Annotated in this window: 18 protein-coding genes; 13 read left to right on the plus strand and 5 right to left on the minus strand. The window is 68.5% G+C overall.

Translation table 11 applies throughout. The annotated features are described in order from the left end of the window. The first annotated feature begins 67 nt into the window (after positions 1–67). From AC3IPY_RS03535 to nrdF, 5 genes are all read left to right on the plus strand, one after another. Complete coding sequence (locus AC3IPY_RS03535) at positions 68–562, plus strand: winged helix-turn-helix transcriptional regulator (RefSeq protein WP_489186722.1); 495 nt, start codon at positions 68–70, stop codon at positions 560–562. A 397-nt stretch (positions 563–959) separates the two neighbouring features. After that, positions 960–1,193: a glutaredoxin-like protein NrdH gene (nrdH, locus tag AC3IPY_RS03540; protein WP_489186724.1), complete on the plus strand. Its 234-nt coding sequence runs from the start codon at positions 960–962 to the stop codon at positions 1,191–1,193. 78 nt (positions 1,194–1,271) lie between these two features. Beyond that, positions 1,272–1,703: a class Ib ribonucleoside-diphosphate reductase assembly flavoprotein NrdI gene (nrdI, locus tag AC3IPY_RS03545; protein WP_489186725.1), complete on the plus strand. Its 432-nt coding sequence runs from the start codon at positions 1,272–1,274 to the stop codon at positions 1,701–1,703. A 26-nt stretch (positions 1,704–1,729) separates the two neighbouring features. After that, positions 1,730–3,835: a class 1b ribonucleoside-diphosphate reductase subunit alpha gene (gene nrdE, locus AC3IPY_RS03550; RefSeq protein WP_489188429.1), complete on the plus strand. Its 2,106-nt coding sequence runs from the start codon at positions 1,730–1,732 to the stop codon at positions 3,833–3,835. 42 nt (positions 3,836–3,877) lie between these two features. Further along, positions 3,878–4,858 (plus strand): class 1b ribonucleoside-diphosphate reductase subunit beta, encoded by a 981-nt coding sequence (gene nrdF / locus AC3IPY_RS03555; protein ID WP_489186726.1) that lies wholly within the window; start codon positions 3,878–3,880, stop codon positions 4,856–4,858. 18 nt (positions 4,859–4,876) lie between these two features. Here nrdF and AC3IPY_RS03560 read toward each other — a convergent pair whose 3' ends face one another. Together AC3IPY_RS03560 and AC3IPY_RS03565 are read right to left on the minus strand one after the other, a co-directional pair. After that, positions 4,877–5,488, minus strand: a complete 612-nt coding sequence (locus tag AC3IPY_RS03560) for a LysE family translocator (protein WP_489186728.1) — start codon at positions 5,486–5,488, stop codon at positions 4,877–4,879. Beyond that, on the minus strand, positions 5,485–6,282 hold the full coding sequence (locus AC3IPY_RS03565) for an SDR family NAD(P)-dependent oxidoreductase (protein ID WP_489186730.1): 798 nt from the start codon (positions 6,280–6,282) through the stop codon (positions 5,485–5,487). The genes AC3IPY_RS03560 and AC3IPY_RS03565 overlap by 4 nt, the downstream gene beginning before the upstream one ends. Before the next feature lie 61 nt (positions 6,283–6,343). Here AC3IPY_RS03565 and AC3IPY_RS03570 point away from each other — a divergent pair, with 61 nt between their 5' ends. After that, positions 6,344–6,943, plus strand: a complete 600-nt coding sequence (locus AC3IPY_RS03570) for a TetR/AcrR family transcriptional regulator (protein ID WP_489186731.1) — start codon at positions 6,344–6,346, stop codon at positions 6,941–6,943. Between the two features lie 42 nt (positions 6,944–6,985). Here AC3IPY_RS03570 and AC3IPY_RS03575 read toward each other — a convergent pair whose 3' ends face one another. Beyond that, positions 6,986–7,393 carry a VOC family protein gene (locus tag AC3IPY_RS03575; protein ID WP_489186733.1) on the minus strand — a complete coding sequence of 136 codons (408 nt, stop codon included), beginning with the start codon at positions 7,391–7,393 and terminating at the stop codon, positions 6,986–6,988. A gap of 94 nt (positions 7,394–7,487) precedes the next feature. Here AC3IPY_RS03575 and AC3IPY_RS03580 point away from each other — a divergent pair, with 94 nt between their 5' ends. From AC3IPY_RS03580 to AC3IPY_RS03610, 7 genes are all read left to right on the plus strand, one after another. Further along, complete coding sequence (locus tag AC3IPY_RS03580; protein ID WP_489186735.1) at positions 7,488–7,958, plus strand: DNA alkylation repair protein; 471 nt, start codon at positions 7,488–7,490, stop codon at positions 7,956–7,958. 69 nt (positions 7,959–8,027) lie between these two features. Next, positions 8,028–9,173 carry a peptidoglycan-binding domain-containing protein gene (locus tag AC3IPY_RS03585; RefSeq protein WP_489186736.1) on the plus strand — a complete coding sequence of 382 codons (1,146 nt, stop codon included), beginning with the start codon at positions 8,028–8,030 and terminating at the stop codon, positions 9,171–9,173. A gap of 61 nt (positions 9,174–9,234) precedes the next feature. After that, complete coding sequence (locus tag AC3IPY_RS03590; RefSeq protein ID WP_489186737.1) at positions 9,235–10,140, plus strand: transposase; 906 nt, start codon at positions 9,235–9,237, stop codon at positions 10,138–10,140. Positions 10,141–10,183: 43 nt separating this feature from the next. Beyond that, positions 10,184–10,927 carry a formylglycine-generating enzyme family protein gene (locus AC3IPY_RS03595; RefSeq protein ID WP_489186738.1) on the plus strand — a complete coding sequence of 248 codons (744 nt, stop codon included), beginning with the start codon at positions 10,184–10,186 and terminating at the stop codon, positions 10,925–10,927. A gap of 80 nt (positions 10,928–11,007) precedes the next feature. Continuing rightward, entirely contained in the window at positions 11,008–12,180 is a 1,173-nt protein-coding gene (locus AC3IPY_RS03600) for a 3-oxoacyl-[acyl-carrier-protein] synthase III C-terminal domain-containing protein (protein ID WP_489186740.1), read from the plus strand. Further along, on the plus strand, positions 12,177–12,914 hold the full coding sequence (locus AC3IPY_RS03605; RefSeq protein WP_489186741.1) for an iron-containing redox enzyme family protein: 738 nt from the start codon (positions 12,177–12,179) through the stop codon (positions 12,912–12,914). Before AC3IPY_RS03600 ends, AC3IPY_RS03605 begins: the two co-directional genes overlap by 4 nt. A 1-nt stretch (position 12,915) precedes the next feature. Beyond that, positions 12,916–13,767: a DUF6999 family protein gene (locus AC3IPY_RS03610; RefSeq protein ID WP_489186742.1), complete on the plus strand. Its 852-nt coding sequence runs from the start codon at positions 12,916–12,918 to the stop codon at positions 13,765–13,767. Here AC3IPY_RS03610 and AC3IPY_RS03615 read toward each other — a convergent pair. Continuing rightward, the gene (locus AC3IPY_RS03615; RefSeq protein WP_489186743.1) at positions 13,755–14,609 is read right to left on the minus strand and encodes an HpcH/HpaI aldolase/citrate lyase family protein; all 855 of its coding nucleotides are present in this window, start codon (positions 14,607–14,609) and stop codon (positions 13,755–13,757) included. The two genes, AC3IPY_RS03610 and AC3IPY_RS03615, sit on opposite strands and share 13 nt — an antisense overlap. Further along, on the minus strand, positions 14,599–16,056 hold the full coding sequence (locus AC3IPY_RS03620) for a cation:dicarboxylate symporter family transporter (RefSeq protein ID WP_489186745.1): 1,458 nt from the start codon (positions 16,054–16,056) through the stop codon (positions 14,599–14,601). The genes AC3IPY_RS03615 and AC3IPY_RS03620 overlap by 11 nt, the downstream gene beginning before the upstream one ends. Positions 16,057–16,151 lie beyond the last annotated feature (95 nt).

A 16,151-nucleotide genomic window follows, 5' to 3' on the forward strand; every position in this document is an offset into this window, starting at 1 on the left:
TGCTCGTTCTCGTTCGTGCGGTCGGTTACTTCTTGTGCCTGACCACATGTTGCGTCACCATTGGGTCATGACGGAAGACGGCACTTCGAAGTCACTCGGTACCCCCGGAGGAACCGACCAGCCCGCCGAGCGGCGCGAGCCGGGCGACGATCACCACGGCGCCGACTGGAACGACGCGTTCCAGTGGGACTCGCGAGAGGACTGCGAGGTGCGGCAGATCCTCGACCGCATCGCCGACAAGTGGTCGCTGCTCGTGATCGCCCTGCTCGACGACCGCACGCTGCGGTTCACCGAGCTGCGGCGCCTCATCGACGGCGTGAGCCAGCGCATGCTGACCGTGACCCTGCGCCAACTCGAACGCGACGGCATGGTGCGGCGCACGGTGCACCCGGTCGTGCCGCCGCGCGTCGACTACGAGCTGACCGAGCTGGGGCGTTCGCTGCACGCGACCGTGCAGTCGCTCGTCGTCTGGACCGAGCGGCACCAGGAGGACATCATCGGTGCGCGCGACCGGTACGACCGCGCGCTCGAGCCGGTCGGCATCGCACCCGCAACGCGCTGACGCACCGGTCCGGCCTCGCTGCGCGCGACACGCGCAGCACCCCCACGGCAATGTCGGTGGGTGGTGGCAGCATGAAGAGCACAACACCACATGTAGGGGTCGCGGCATCCGACAGCCACTAGGTATCGAATCGGGCGACACGCCCGGGCATCCATCCACAAGCGGGAAATCGGTTCGGTCGCCTGCTGTGGATAACCTCGGCCGGCTCCGCGAGAATCCGCGGGTCACCGGGGCATCCGATTGGGGATGGACTGTGGATGAAGCGGTGGAAAACTACAGTGATGTAACTACAGCATGTTGTGGCGGTTCAGTTCATCAGCCACTAGATGTAGTATTGAACTCGCTAGAAATCACGGGGGCGGGCTCCTCCGGAGCCCGAGAGAGAACAGGGGAGAACATGACGGTCACGGTCTACACCAAGCCTTCCTGCGTCCAGTGCAACGCCACCTACCGGGCGCTCGACAGCAAGGGCATCGAGTACGAAGTGCTCGACCTCTCGGTCGACGAAACGGCGCTCGCACAGGTCAAAGAGCTGGGCTACCTGCAGGCCCCCGTCGTCATCACCGACGAAGACCACTGGTCGGGCTTCCGCCCCGACAAGATCGCTGAGCTCGCCTCGCGCCTGGGCTGATCCTCCACCCGCCGCCCGAACTCAGCAGAGTGAACAACTCGGCAGAGTGAAACGGAACGCGAAGGGAGAGCACGCAGCATGACGAACCTGGTCTACTTCTCGAGCGTCTCCGGCAACACGGCACGCTTCATCGAGAAACTCGGTCGTCCGGCCGATCGCATCCCGCTCCACGCGAGAGATGCGCAGCTCGAGGCATCCGAGCCCTATGTGCTCGTCCTCCCCACCTACGGCGGGGGCGACGGCAACGGCGCCGTGCCCAAGCAGGTCATCCGCTTCCTCAACGACGAGCACAATCGGTCGCTGATCCGCGGGGTCATCGGCGCCGGCAACACCAACTTCGGCACGGGCTACTGCCTGGCCGCAGACATCATCGCGGTCAAATGCCATGTGCCGCTCATGTATCGCTTCGAAGTATTCGGAACATCTGACGACGTGAACGCCGTCAACGAGGGATTGGACGCATTTTGGTCAACACAGCGGTCAACGCAGCAGCTACCGACAGCGGTGTAGCCGTGATCGACGCGCCGCGCGTGGGCATGGACTACCACTCGCTCAACGCGATGCTGAACCTCTACGGCCCGAACGGCGAGATCCAGTTCGACAAGGACCGCGAGGCGGCGCGCGAGTACTTCCTGCAGCACGTCAACCAGAACACGGTCTTCTTCCACTCGCTGAAGGAACGGCTCGATTACCTCGTCGAGAAGGAGTACTACGAGCAGGCCGTGCTCGACCAGTACTCGTTCGAGTTCATCACGAAGCTCAACGACCTCGCCTACTCGAAGAAGTTCCGGTTCGAGACGTTCCTCGGCGCGTTCAAGTACTACACGAGCTACACGCTCAAGACGTTCGACGGCAAGCGCTACCTCGAGCGCTTCGAAGACCGCGTCGTCATGACGGCCCTCGGCCTCGCGCAGGGCGACGAGAAGCTCGCCGTCAACCTCGTCGAAGAGATCATCGGCGGCCGTTTCCAGCCGGCCACGCCGACCTTCCTCAACACGGGCAAGGCGCAGCGCGGTGAACTCGTCTCCTGCTTCCTGCTGCGCATCGAAGACAACATGGAGTCGATCTCGCGCGGCATCAACTCCGCGCTGCAGCTCTCCAAGCGCGGTGGCGGCGTGGCGCTCTCGCTCTCGAACATCCGCGAGGCCGGCGCCCCGATCAAGCAGATCGAGAACCAGTCCTCCGGCATCATCCCCGTGATGAAGCTCCTCGAAGACAGCTTCAGCTACGCCAACCAGCTCGGTGCCCGCCAGGGCGCCGGCGCGGTGTACCTCAGCGCGCACCACCCCGACATCATGCGGTTCCTCGACACCAAGCGCGAGAACGCCGACGAGAAGATCCGCATCAAGACGCTCTCGCTCGGCGTCGTCGTGCCCGACATCACGTTCGAGCTCGCCAAGAACGGCGAAGACATGTACCTCTTCTCGCCGTACGACGTCGAGCGCGTCTACGGCAAGCCGTTCGGCGACATCTCGGTCAGCGAGAAGTACCGCGAGATGGTCGACGACCCGCGCATCAAGAAGACGAAGATCAACGCGCGCGAGTTCTTCCAGACGCTCGCCGAGATCCAGTTCGAGAGCGGATACCCCTACATCGTGTTCGAAGACACGGTGAACAAGGCGAACCCGATCAAGGGCCGCATCAACATGTCGAACCTCTGCAGCGAGATCCTGCAGGTGAACACGCCGACCACGTACAACGAGGACCTCTCGTACAACGAGATCGGCAAAGACATCTCGTGCAACCTCGGTTCGCTGAACATCGCCCTCACCATGGACTCGCCCGACTTCGGCAAGACCGTCGACACCGCGATCCGCGGCCTCACCGCCGTGTCGAACATGAGCCACATCACCTCGGTGCGCTCCATCGAAGACGGCAACGACAAGTCGCACGCCATCGGCCTCGGCCAGATGAACCTGCACGGCTACCTCGCCCGCGAGCGCATCTTCTACGGCAGCGAAGAGGGCATCGACTTCACGAACATCTACTTCTACACGGTGCTGTTCCACGCCCTGCGCGCGTCGAACGCCATCGCGAAGGAGCGCGGTGAGGTCTTCGACGGCTTCTGGGATTCGAAGTACGCGTCGGGCGAGTTCTTCGACAAGTACACCGATTCCGCGTGGGTGCCCGCGACCGCCAAGGTCACGCAACTCTTCGCCGACTCGAACGTGCACATCCCCACCCAAGAGGACTGGAAGGCGCTGAAGGCGTCCATTCAAGAGCACGGCATCTACAACCAGAACCTGCAGGCCGTGCCGCCCACCGGGTCGATCTCGTACATCAACAACTCGACGGCCTCGATCCACCCGATCGCGTCGAAGATCGAGATCCGCAAGGAAGGCAAGCTCGGTCGCGTCTACTACCCGGCGGCGTTCATGACGAACGACAACCTGGAGTACTACCAGGACGCCTACGAGATCGGCTACGAGAAGGTCATCGACACCTACGCCGCGGCGACGCAGCACGTCGACCAGGGCCTCTCGCTCACGCTGTTCTTCAAGGACACGGCGACGACCCGCGACATCAACAAGGCGCAGATCTACGCGTGGAAGAAGGGGATCAAGACGATCTACTACATCCGCCTGCGGCAGATGGCGCTCGAGGGCACGGACATGACGGAGTGCGTCAGCTGCATGTTGTAATTGCCGTTTGATCAGGTATTTATTCTTAGAGAGAATGCGGAAATGACTCCTCCCGAGAAGCTCAAGCTCGTCGACCATGTACAGGCCATCAACTGGAACAAGATCCAGGACGACAAGGACCTCGAGGTCTGGAACCGTCTGGTCAACAACTTCTGGCTGCCCGAGAAGATCCCGCTGTCGAACGACATCCAGTCGTGGAACACGCTGACTCGTGAAGAGCAGCTGCTCACGCAGCGCGTGTTCACCGGCCTGACCCTGCTCGACACGATCCAGGGCACGGTCGGCGCGGTCTCGCTCATCCCCGACGCGATCACGCCGCACGAAGAGGCCGTCTACACGAACATCGCGTTCATGGAGTCGGTGCACGCGAAGAGCTACTCGTCGATCTTCTCGACGCTGTGCTCGACGAAGGACATCGACGACGCGTTCCGCTGGTCGGTCGAGAACGAGAACCTTCAGAAGAAGGCCTCGATCGTCATGGAGTACTACCAGGGCGACTCGCCGCTGAAGCGCAAGGTCGCCTCGACGCTGCTCGAGAGCTTCCTCTTCTACTCGGGCTTCTACCTGCCGATGTACTGGTCGTCGCGGGCGAAGCTCACCAACACGGCCGACCTCATTCGCCTCATCATCCGTGACGAGGCCGTGCACGGGTACTACATCGGGTACAAGTTCCAGAAGGGCCTCGAGAAGGTCACGCAGGAGGAGCGCGACGACATCAAGGACTACACGTTCTCGCTGCTCTACGAGCTCTACGACAACGAGGTGCAGTACACGCAAGACCTCTACGACGGCGTCGGCCTGACCGAAGACGTCAAGAAGTTCCTGCACTACAACGCCAACAAGGCCCTGATGAACCTCGGCTACGAGGCGATGTTCCCGAAGACCGTCACCGACGTGAACCCGGCCATCCTCTCGGCGCTCTCGCCGAACGCCGACGAGAACCACGACTTCTTCTCGGGCTCGGGCTCCTCGTACGTCATCGGCAAGGCCGTCTCGACCGAAGACGAGGACTGGGACTTCTAGCGGCTCCTCCCGCGCCGGTCACCGCGCTTCGAGGGCGAGGCGGCCGGCGAGGAGCACGTAGCTCGCGGCGAACGTGCGGCGCAGCCAGGCCATCACCTTCGGTCGGGTGATCACGTGGCTGCGCATGGTTGCGGCGAACAGCCCGTAGAGCGCGAAGACGACGAACGTGACCGCCATGAAGACGAGGCTCAGCCACACCATGCTCCACGTGCTGTCGCCCGATGCGCTGGGCACGAACTGGGGCAGGAACGCGAAGAAGAAGATCGTCAGCTTCGGGTTCAGCAGGTTGATGAGCACGGCCGTACGGATGACTCTCCAGAACGACGTCGGCGTTGTCGCATCGTCGACTGCGATCGCGGATCGGTCGCGGAGCGCCCGCCAGGCGAGGGTGAGCAGGTAGGCGACGCCGAGCCACTTGATCGTCTCGAAGGCGACCGCAGAGGCGTTGAGCACCGCCGCGAGGCCGGTGATCGCCGCGACCATGTGCGGGATCACCCCGAGCGTGCACCCGAACGCGGCGACGATGCCGGCTCTCGCGCCGCGCGACAGGCCTGCGGCGATGGAGTACACCGCGCCGGTGCCGGGGGTCGCGACGACGACGAGCGTCGTGAGCAGGAAGGCGAGGCTCATCGGGCCGGCTCCGCGAGCACCCGACCGCTGGCCGCGAGCGAGAGCCGTCGGGGCATGAACCCGACGAGCCTGCTCGTGAATGCGTTGGCCCGACCTGACACCACGCTCGGCGGAGTGCTGCGACCGTCGAGTCGCCGCAGCGCGAGCGCGACGACCTGCTCGGGGGTCTGGAAGCGGCCGACCGCGGCGTTCTCGGTGCCGACGACGTCGAAGAACTCGGTGCTCGTCGCGCCCGGGCTGAGGGTGAGCACCCGCAGTCCCGAGTCACGCGTCTCGTAGGCGAGAGCCTCGGTGAAGCTCAGCACGAAGGCCTTCGACGCGCCGTAGACCGCCATGTCGGGGCACGGCTGGTACGCGGCCGTGCTCGCGATGTTCACGAGGGCCCCGCGCGCGGCGCTCACGAGGTCGGGCAGGAACTCGCGCGTGATCGCGACGACCGCGCCGACGTTCAGCTGCACCATCTCGGCGATGCGCGCAGGATCGGCATCGACGAAGGCGCCCTTGACGCCGAAGCCGGCGTTGTTGACGAGGGTCTGGATGCGGATGCCGCGACCGACGAGTTCGGCGCGAAGAGCCGTGTGCGCGTCGGGCCCTGCCAGGTCGAGCGCGATCGGGGTCGCACGCACGCCATGTTGCCGTGCGATGCGGTCCGCGAGCTCGCGCAGGCGATCCTCGCGCCTGGCGACGAGGACGACATCGGCGCCTCGGCGGGCGAGCTGATTCGCGAACTCGGCGCCGAGCCCCGAGCTGGCGCCGGTGATGAGGGCGGTGGTGTCGCTGTAGTCGATGGTCATGGTGCCAATGTAGGCAGCGCCAGCATTGTTGTCAATGGCTACTTTCGGATAGGCTGCGGATGTGACGGAACGCGGCTACCACCACGGAAACCTGCGCCAAGCGCTGCTCGCGCGCGCGTGGGAGACGATCGACCTCGACGGACTCGATGCGCTCTCGCTGCGGCAACTCGCACGCGACGTCGGCGTCAGTCACGGGGCATCCGCTCGTCATTTCGCCGATCGTGCCGCCCTGCTCGACGCGATCGCCGTGGCGGGCTTCGAGCGCATGAACGAGGCGCTCGCCGTCGCGGTGGCGAGCGAAGAGACGTTCGCCGCACGATCGCGCACCGCCGGCTTCGCCTACATCGGCTTCGCGGTCGAGCACCCGGCGATCCTCGACCTCATGTACAAGGCCAAGCATCACCCCGACGCCTCACCCGCACTCGTCGAACTCAGCCGTGCCAGCATGGCCGTCGTGGTGACGCTCGTCGCCGAAGCGCAGGCTCGGGGTGAGGTCGTGCCCGGCGACGTCGAGCGTCAGTCGCTCGTCGTGTTCGCCGCGGTGCACGGCGTCGCGGCCCTCGCCACCGACGATCTGCTCGACGGCGTCGACTGGCGCGATGCGGCCGAGGCGACCCTCGACGTCGTGGTCGGCTCGCTCACCGGCGTTCGGGCGCGGTGAGTGCGGTGCGGGGGAGCGGCTGCCGCGCTTCGGGCCTGGAACTCAGCCGGCGGCGGGCTCGCGGGGCGGGTTGTGCATGAACTCGAGGCGGATGCCGTTCTCGTCCTCGACGAAGGTGGCGTAGTAGCGCTCGTTGAACCTCGGGTACGGCTTCGGGTCGCGCACGGCCGTCCAGCCGGCATCCACGGCGATCGCGTGCAGCCGGTCGACCTCGGCGCGCGACTCGACCGCGAACGCGAGATGCTGCCAGCCGACCCGGCCGTGCCGGTGGGGGCCGCTGCCCTGCTCGCGGGCGGGGAGGAGGATCAGCTCCTCCTCGCCCTGGTACCACGACACGCCGTTGTCGGAATCCTGCCGCGTGCAACCGAGGGCCGTCATCACCGGGTCGAACTGCGCGATCGCGCGGGGCAGGTCGTCGACGGAGATTCCGATGTGGTCGAAGAGAGGCATCCGAACATCCTATGCAGGCGCGGCAGGCGCAGATGCGGCAGGCGCGACGGGCGTAGACGGGCCCCCGCCATCGTCGAGGCAGCAGAATCGAACCGTGACCACGCCCGCCGCGGACTTCATCGACCTCACCCTTCGGGCCGAGGGGTCGGACGAGCGTGCGAGCGCGGATGCCGCGCGCATCGGCGGTGGGCTGCGGTTCTACGGCGCCTCGGTCGGGGCTGTGAGGGGCGCGGTCAGAGACGCCGGCCGGCGGCATCCGGAGCTGACGCATGACGAGGTCACCGCGCTCGCGTCCGAGCTGTGGGACGAGCCCGTGTACGAGCGGCGGCTCGCCGCGATCGTGCTGCTGCAACGGCAGGTGCCCACACTGCTCGTGAGCGACTTCACGCGCCTCGAGCAACTGCTGCGCTCGGCGGGCGGTGTGACAGAGCTCGTCGAGCCGCTCGTGGCCGACGTCGTGCGCCCGCTGCTCGCCAGGTTGGCCGGTGTCGACGCGGAGCGGGCCCGACGCATCGTCGACCGGTGGGCGCGCGAAGGCCTGACGGATCCTGAACGCCTGGGCTGAAGATCCCGCATCCCGGGTCGCCGCGGTGCCATGATGTGAACAGATTCAGCTCATGATCGGGGGATATGCGTGAACGCAGATCGCGCGAGGATGCCGGGGCTCCTCGCAACCGCCGTGCTGTCGTTCGTCCTCGTGATCGGGCTCGCCGGATGCGCCGAGGGTGCCGACAGCGTCGACCGGGCGAGGGCGCAGGTCACCGCGAAGGAGAAGGCCGTGGCGAGCGCCCAGGCCGATTTCGATTCGGCGTCGGAGGAGTTCTGCGGGGCGAGTCGTGACTACATCGACGCGCTCGACGGCTACGGCGACGTGCTGAACGACACGGCGCCGACCGTCGGCGACGTGCAGGCGGCGGGCGCCGACCTGGCCGATCCGCGCGACGACGCGTTCGACGGCGCCGAGGCCGCGGTCGAAGCCCAGCACGCGCTCGTGACCGCGCAGCAGGAACTCGTCGAGGCGCAGGCGGCCCTGGCCGCCGCCGAGGCGGGGCCGACCGGCACGCCGTCGATCGCCGAGCAGACCGAGCCCCCGACCGCGACCCCGCTGGCTCCGGCCGCCACCGTCGACCGGGTGAAGCAGGCCGACGCCGACTTCGCCGACGCGCAGGCCGCCATCACCGAGCAGACGCCCCTGGCCGAGGCATCCGAGCAGTTCAACAGTGCGGTCGTCGCGCTCGAGATGGCGTGGCTCAAGCTCTTCGCCGATGCTGGGTGCCTCACCGACGATCAGCAGGTGCAGGCCGAGGCCGCCGTCAGCGCGTACACCCTCGCGCTGCAGCAGGACCTCGCCACGGCCGGGTACTACACCGGCGCCGTCGACGGCGTCTCGGGACCGCTGACCGTGCAGGCGGTCGAGGACCTCCAGGAGGCGAACGGGTTGCCGGTGACGGGCACGGTCGACAAGGCGACATCCGCGGCGCTCCAGGCCGAACTCGTGGCGCTCGGCGGCGCCGCAGCGCAGGAGTCGCTGGCGTCGACGGCCGCCGTGCAGCAGACGCTGAAGCTCGCCGGCTTCTGGGACGGACCGGTCGACGGCGTGTGGACCGACGCCCTGACGGCGGCGGTGCAGGCGTTCCAGATCGAGCTCGGCGTGGATCCGACGGGCGCCGTCGACGCCGCCACGATCGCCGCGTTCCAGCGCGCGATCGCCGAGTTCACGGCGCCGGATGCCTCACCGAGCCCCTCGGCGCCGCCGGAGACCACGGCCCCGAGCTCCTGACCGGCAGCCGGTCGGGCGGATGACTCGGTGCGGTCGCGTGCCGCGGTGGAAGGATGAGGGCATGGCCGACGACATGCTCGCCGAGATCGCCGCCGAGCTGTACGAGCTGCCGCCCGACGAGTTCACGGCGGCTCGCAACGCCCGTGCGAAGGCGTTGCGGGGCAGTGACCGCGCCCTGGCGAAGGCGATCGGCGAGCTCCGCCGTCCCTCGGCTCCGGCCTGGCTCGTGAACCGGCTGGCGCGACTTCGCAACGATGAGCTCGAGCAGTTGCTCCAGCTCGGGGAGCAGTTGCGGGCGGCGCAGGCCGAGGTCGACGCATCCGCGCTGGTCGCGCTCGCGAAGGAGCGGCGCAAGGTGGTGCGCGCCCTCGCGCAGGATGCGGGCGCGCTCGCCGAAGAGCTGGGGCATCCGGTGCGCGGGCCGGTGCTCGACGACGTCGCCGCGACCCTGCAGGCTGCGATGACGGATGCCTCGGCCGCCGACGCCGTGCGCACCGGCCGACTCACTCGCAGCCTCGAGGCGATCGGCACCGAGGTGGACCTGACCGACTCGGTGGCCGCGTGGTCGGGCGGCAGCGACGCGACTCGTGCGAGCCGACCGCTGCCGCCCGACGAGGTCGGCGAACGCCGCGCGAAGAAGCAGCGGCGGGCCGACGAGGCCGAGGCCGAGAGACGGGCCGCCGAACTCGCCGAGGCCGAGCAGGCGGCAGCGGCGGCCGAAGCGGCCGAGCACGCGGCATCCGCTCGCTCTGGTGATGCGCGCGCGGAGGTGCAGACGGTCAGGTCGACCCGCGACGAGCTGAAGGCGGCCCTGTCGGAGCTCGAGCGGCGCCTCGGCGACGCCGAGCACGCGCTCGCCGAGGCGGAACGTGCAGCCGACGAACGCGAGCGCGAAGCCGATGCGGCCGCCCGAGCCGCCGAGGAGGCGCGAACGGCGGTCGACGAGCTGGGCGCGTCACACGACTGACCCTCGCGGCACCGACGTCGCCGGGGCGTGCGAGACTGCCCCGGTGACGGACATCGAGATGGCGCGCATCGCCGGCGGCACCGTCGGCCTGCACGACGCGCGGCGCAAGGTGCGCTGGAGCGTCGAGCTCGAACCGTTCGAGCTCGGGGTGTACCCGGTGACGCAGGAGCAGCTCGCCGAGCTGCTCGGCGAGACGGCGACGCATCCGCGACGCCCGGCGACCGACGTGAGCTGGCTGCGGGCCATTCGCTTCTGCAACGCGGCATCCGAGTGGGAGGGGCTCGAGCCCGCCTACACCTACGACGGCGAAGACGTCACCTGGCATGTCGACGCCGACGGCTTCCGCCTGCCGACCGAGGCCGAGTGGGAGTTCGCCTGCCGGGCGGGGTCGACGCGCCCGCACTACGGCCCGCTCGACGAGGTCGCCTGGACGAGCGCCGACGGCGTGACCGCGCCGCAGGACGTCGGCGCCAAGCATCCGAACCTCAACGGGCTCTTCGACACGCTCGGCAACGTCTGGGAGTGGTGCTGGGACCTGCTCGACCCGGCGCGTTACGACGCGTACCGGGTGTTCCGCGGCGGCGGGTACGCCGACGACGCGTGGAGCGTTCGGGCCTCGGTGCGCCGCGGGGGAGCGCCGCGCATGCACCACGAAGACGTCGGGTTCCGCGTCGCGCGCGGCGGCTTCGATGCGACGGATGCCGCGCAGGGATGGTCTGCGGCGGCGGACCTCGAGCGGGCGCAGGTCGACGGCCCGCTGCCGTCGGGGTGGACGCCGCGGGGGTGAGGCGATCACCGGCTGAGCATTCACCGTCAGCCTGTGCACGGTGGGAAACGAACCGCGCCCGCGTGCCCTAGTGTCGCTGCATGGGTTCAACGGCGACCGCGTACCTCACCGGCTTCGGCGCGTACCTTCCCGGTGACCCGGTCGACAACGACGGCATCGCGGCGAGGCTCGGCGGCGACGACGCGGTGACCGAGCGCATCCGGCGGCGGGTGCTCGACGCGAACGGCATCCGGCAGCGGCACTACGCGCTCGACGAGCAGGGCGAGCCGACCGAGCTGAACGAGGAGCTCGCCGTTAAGGCGCTGCGGGCGGCGCTCGATGATCGAGGCATCCGGGCCGAAGACCTGCGCATGCTCGCCTGCGCGACGACCATGGGCGACGTGCTCGTGCCCGGCTTCGCGTCGATGGTGCACGGGCGGCTCGGCGGCGGCCCGATGCAGACGCTCACGGCGTCGGGCGTGTGCGCCTCGAGCCTCGCGGCACTCGATGCCGCGGTGAGCAAGATCCGGCTCGGCGACCATCCTCGCGCGGCCGTCGTCGGCTCGGAGCTGTCGAGCCGCAGCCTGCGGCAGCGCCGGTTCGACGGCATCCGCGCGGGCATGGACTCCCATTTCCTGCGCTGGATGCTCTCCGATGGCGCCGGTGCGGCGATCGTCGAGTTCCAGCCGCATCCGACCAAGCCGTCGCTGCGCGTCGACTGGGTTCGGCAGGTCTCGCTCGCGCACGAGCACGACGTCTGCATGCGCGCCGGCATGAGCGGGGCCGAGCCGACCGTCGGCGCCACCTGGCAGGACCTCGACATCGCCGCAGCCGAGGCCGCCGGCATGTTCGTGCTGCGCCAAGACGTGAGCATGCTCGACGACCTCGCCGAGGCGGGCTTCCGCCAGTTCGAGGAACTCGTCGACATCGGGCTCGTCGACGTCACCCACCTCGACCACGTCGTCTGCCACTACAGCACCAACGCGTTCCGCGACCTCGCGTTCGACGCGCTGAGCCGCCGCATCCCGAACCTGAACACCGACCGTTGGTACTCGAACCTCGAGACGCGAGGCAACACGGGGTCGGCGAGCATCTTCATCGCCCTCGAGGAGGCCTGGCGCACCGGCCGCTTCAAGCCCGGCGAGACGGTGCTGCTCGCCGTGCCCGAGTCCGGCCGCTTCTCGTTCGCCTTCGCCCACCTCACCGTGGTGGCACCGCCCGCGCAGTACATCCCCGACCAGCACATCCTCGACCAGCAAGGAGCAGCAGCATGACGACCGACACGACCGGCCCCGCGACATCCGCGAGCCCCGCGACATCCGCCATCAGCACTGCGGATGCCTCGACCGGCGGGGTCGCGACCCTCGCCGACCGGCTCGCCGACGTCTGGGAGCAGCTCGAGGCACGGCTCGACCGGGTGCCCGTGCTGAGTCGGCTCGCGGCCGGAACGGTGACGCTGCACGACTACGAGCGGCTGCTCTTCAACCTGCGCCAGCAGGTCGTCGACGGGTCGCCGTGGATCTCACGGGCGGCGTCGAACTTCGACATCGAGCATTTCGAACTGCGCACCGCCGCGATCCGCCACGCCGAAGAGGAGCACCGCGACTACCTCATGCTCGAGCGCGACTACGTGGCCATCGGCGGCTCGCTCGCCGAGCTGCGCGCCGGCCGCAAGAACCTCGGCTCCGAGGCGCTGTCGGGCTACATGTTCCACTACGCCGACCGGCCGAACCCCACCGGGCTGCTCGGCGCGATGTTCATCATCGAGGGGCTCGGGGCCAAGCGCGCCGCCGGATGGGCCGAGCGGTTCCAGGAGGTGCTGGGCCTCGCCGACAACCAGGTGCATTTCATGCAGTACCACCAGGAGGCCGACAGCGAGCACACCGGTGCCCTCGAGGCGATCCTCACGTCGGGCATCATCGACGATGCCGCCGCCGACGAGATCGTGCGCTGCGCGCAGGTCGTCGCCCGCCTCTACGCGCTGCAGTTGGAAGAACTGGACCACTGAGATGACCGAGCCCGCGCGATCCGATCCGAGCATGTGGGAGGCGGTCGCCGTCGACCCCGCCGTTCCGCTCGATCGCGCGGTGGTGCGCAAGATCATCGACGACCAGCGGCGCCTCTCGCGGCGTTGGCTCCACCCGCTCGCCCGGCCGTTCTCGCGCGTCGTGGTCGCGCTCATCTCGATCGTGAAGCGAGTGCTGCCGTTCCGGTGGATGCCGCTGAACACGATGGACCGGCTCTGCATCTGGTACCTGCGGCGGTTCGTCTCACCCGACGCCGTCGAGCTGCTGATCCGGCACTTCGTCATCGAGACCAACCTCGTCAACTTCGTGCTGCGCAACACGGATGCCGCGATCCCGCCGGTCACGCTCCGACCCGTGAGTCTGGCCGAACTCGACGATCATGCGGTCGTCGAGCACGACGTCAACGTCTACGACGTGCTCATCGCACTCGACGGCGTGCCGCTGACGCCGCCGTCACCGCCCGACCTGCTCGACTTCTCGGAGCTCGACGTGCCGCCCATCGATGCCGAGCGGCGACGCCGCCGGTTGCTGCGCCTCGACATCCAGACCGCGCTCTGCTTCATGAACATCCCGTTCTCGATGGCGCTCACGATGGAGGAGTACCGCCGCGCCGTGCACTCGATGCGGTTCGACGACTCGTTCCTCGAGATCCTCGCGGTGCTCTGCGACGACGACACGTTCCGGCACTGGAAGGTCGGCGAGCTGAGCGTCTGGATGGACTCCAACGTCGACGTGCCGCGCATGGTCTACCGGCACGCGCTCGTCTGCGAGTACGCGCATGCGCACCTCGTGAAGCTCGCCGAGGCGGCGCACGACGATCGTCAGGCGGGGTAGGCGAACGCCGCGGCATCCGCCGTGATCGCCCTGGCGCGGGCGAGCCGCGGCAGGTCGCTGCCGTCGCGGATCACGCCGCCACCGGCCTCGAAGTCCGCGATCACCCGCGCCGCCCATGCGACATCGTCGCCCGAAGGGCTCAGCGCGTCGTTCACCGATGCGACCTGGGCGACCTGCAGGCAGAGGCGGCCGGTCATGCCGAGCGACGCGGCGTGCGCCGACTGGTCACGCACCACGTCGGGCTCGGTGCTGAGCGACGGCCCGTCGATCGGCCCCGGCAGCCCGCCCGCGCGGCTGGCGACGACGAGGCGCGAGCGCGGATAGGCCAGCGCGATCTCGCTCGCGCCCATGCCCGTGTCGCGCCGGAAGTCGCCGACCCCGAAGGCCAGGCGGAAGGTCGACGGATGCCGCGCGATCGCCGAAGCCTCCTCGAGCCCGACCGCGCTCTCGATGAGCGCGACGATCGGGATGCCCGGCCGCAGGCGGTCGGCCGTCGCCGAGACCTGCCCGACGGACTCGGCCTTGGCCAGCATCACGCCCTCGAGCCCGTCCAGCTCCCGCAGCGCGTCGAGGTCGGCACTCCAGTGCGTCGTCGTCGCATCGTTGATCCGTGCCCACGCGCGGTTGCCGGTCGCGAGCCAGTCGACCGCCGCGGTGCGCGCTGCCTCCTTCGCGCCGACCGCCACGGCGTCCTCGAGGTCGAGCACGAGCGCATCGGCTCCGGATGCCGCGGCCTCCGCGAATCCCTCCGGCTTCGCCGCGGAGACGAGCAGCCAGGACCGGGCGATGGCGGGCGCGACCGCGACCGCGGTCGCCGGACGGGGGTCGAGGTCAGTGAACACGCGCGGACTCCTTCTCGGTGGTGGCGGGGGTCTCCCCGTTGACGATGCTCGCCACGACGCCGGTCGAGATGTGCTCGTCGGCGCCGCCCGACTTCGCAGCCGACTCGTACGCCTGCTCGTCGGCGCCGAGGTGGTCGTCTGCGCTCATGGTCGCCTCATCGAACGGGCGACGACCCGAGAGCACGTCCTCGACCTGCACGGTGTCGATCTGCTTGGTCCAGGTGCCGATGAGCACCGTGGCCACCGCGTTCCCCGTGAAGTTCGTGAGGGCGCGAGCCTCGCTCATGAAGCGGTCGATGCCGACGATGAGCCCGACGCCGTCGACGAGATCGGGTCGGTGCGCCTGCAGGCCGCCGGCGAGGGTCGCGAGGCCGGCGCCGGTGACGCCCGCTGCGCCCTTGGAGGCGATCATCATGAACACGAGCAGCGAGATCTGCTCGCCGGTGCTGAGCGGCGTGCCCAGTGCGCTCGCGATGAAGAGCGAGGTCATCGTGAGGTAGATGGCCGTGCCGTCGAGGTTGAACGAGTAACCGGTCGGCACGGTGATGCCGACCACCGGCTTCGAGACGCCGAGATGCTCCATCTTCGCGATGAGCCGGGGCAGGGCGACCTCGCTCGACGACGTCGACACGATGAGCAGGTACTCCCGGCCGAGGTACTTCATCATGCGGAAGATGTTGACGCCCGTGACCAGCTTCAACAGCAGGCCGAGCACGACGACGATGAACACGATGCACGTGAGGTAGAACGCGACCATGAGCGTGCCGAGGGCGACCAGCGCGGCGACGCCCGTCGCCCCGACGACGGCGGCGATCGCCCCGAACGCGCCGATGGGCGCGAGCCACATGATCATGGCCAGGATGCGGAACACGAGCACCTGGAGGTGCCGGATCGCCTCGAGGATCGGAGCACCCTTCTGCCCCATCTTCTGCAGCGCGAAGCCGACGAGCAGCGCCACGAACAGCGTCTGCAGGATGCTGCCGCTGGTGAGGGCCGAGAAGAACGTGGTCGGGATGATGCCGAGGATGAACTCCGTCGACGAGGCCGCCTTGAGCTCCGACGTGTCGAAGGTGGTCGACGAGATGTCGAGTCCGGCTCCGGGGTGGATGAGGTTGCCCACCAGCAGGCCGATCGCCAGCGCGAAGGTGGACATCACCACGAAGTAGCCGAGGGCGAGTCCGCCCACCTTGCCGACCGTGGCGGCCTTGGCGACCGAGCCGACGCCGAGCACGATCGTGCAGAAGATGATCGGCGCGATCATCATCTTGATGAGGGCGATGAACGCCTCACCGACGGGCTTGAGGCCCACGGCGAAGTCGGGGAACACCAGCCCGACGCCGATGCCGGCCGCCACCGCCACGATGACGGCGATGTAGAGGTAGTGCGAGCGATCGAGTCGTCGCGTCTTCCGGTTCTTCGGTGCGGACACCGCATGCGTCGTTGCCATTGGTCTTCCTCGTCCTCATGGCGGTCGCCGCGGTGCGACCGGCCCGGTGATCAGTGCTGACAGCTTCGACCGGGCACGCGTCGGCCACGACGTTG

This window comes from Agromyces sp. GL_144, from assembly GCF_057834305.1.

Excerpts from the sequence above, each read along its gene's own strand:
- AC3IPY_RS03590 (WP_489186737.1), top strand. The coding sequence starts at position 9,235 with ATGGCCGACGACATGCTCGCCGAGATCGCCGCCGAGCTGTACGAGCTG.
- AC3IPY_RS03605 (WP_489186741.1), top strand. The coding sequence starts at position 12,177 with ATGACGACCGACACGACCGGCCCCGCGACATCCGCGAGCCCCGCGACA.
- nrdH (WP_489186724.1), top strand. The coding sequence starts at position 960 with ATGACGGTCACGGTCTACACCAAGCCTTCCTGCGTCCAGTGCAACGCC.
- AC3IPY_RS03565 (WP_489186730.1), bottom strand. The coding sequence starts at position 6,282 with ATGACCATCGACTACAGCGACACCACCGCCCTCATCACCGGCGCCAGC.
- nrdI (WP_489186725.1), top strand. The coding sequence starts at position 1,272 with ATGACGAACCTGGTCTACTTCTCGAGCGTCTCCGGCAACACGGCACGC.
- nrdF (WP_489186726.1), top strand. The coding sequence starts at position 3,878 with ATGACTCCTCCCGAGAAGCTCAAGCTCGTCGACCATGTACAGGCCATC.
- AC3IPY_RS03535 (WP_489186722.1), top strand. The coding sequence starts at position 68 with ATGACGGAAGACGGCACTTCGAAGTCACTCGGTACCCCCGGAGGAACC.
- AC3IPY_RS03575 (WP_489186733.1), bottom strand. The coding sequence starts at position 7,393 with ATGCCTCTCTTCGACCACATCGGAATCTCCGTCGACGACCTGCCCCGC.
- AC3IPY_RS03600 (WP_489186740.1), top strand. The coding sequence starts at position 11,008 with ATGGGTTCAACGGCGACCGCGTACCTCACCGGCTTCGGCGCGTACCTT.
- AC3IPY_RS03560 (WP_489186728.1), bottom strand. The coding sequence starts at position 5,488 with ATGAGCCTCGCCTTCCTGCTCACGACGCTCGTCGTCGTCGCGACCCCC.
- AC3IPY_RS03620 (WP_489186745.1), bottom strand. The coding sequence starts at position 16,056 with ATGGCAACGACGCATGCGGTGTCCGCACCGAAGAACCGGAAGACGCGA.
- AC3IPY_RS03610 (WP_489186742.1), top strand. The coding sequence starts at position 12,916 with ATGACCGAGCCCGCGCGATCCGATCCGAGCATGTGGGAGGCGGTCGCC.
- nrdE (WP_489188429.1), top strand. The coding sequence starts at position 1,730 with ATGGACTACCACTCGCTCAACGCGATGCTGAACCTCTACGGCCCGAAC.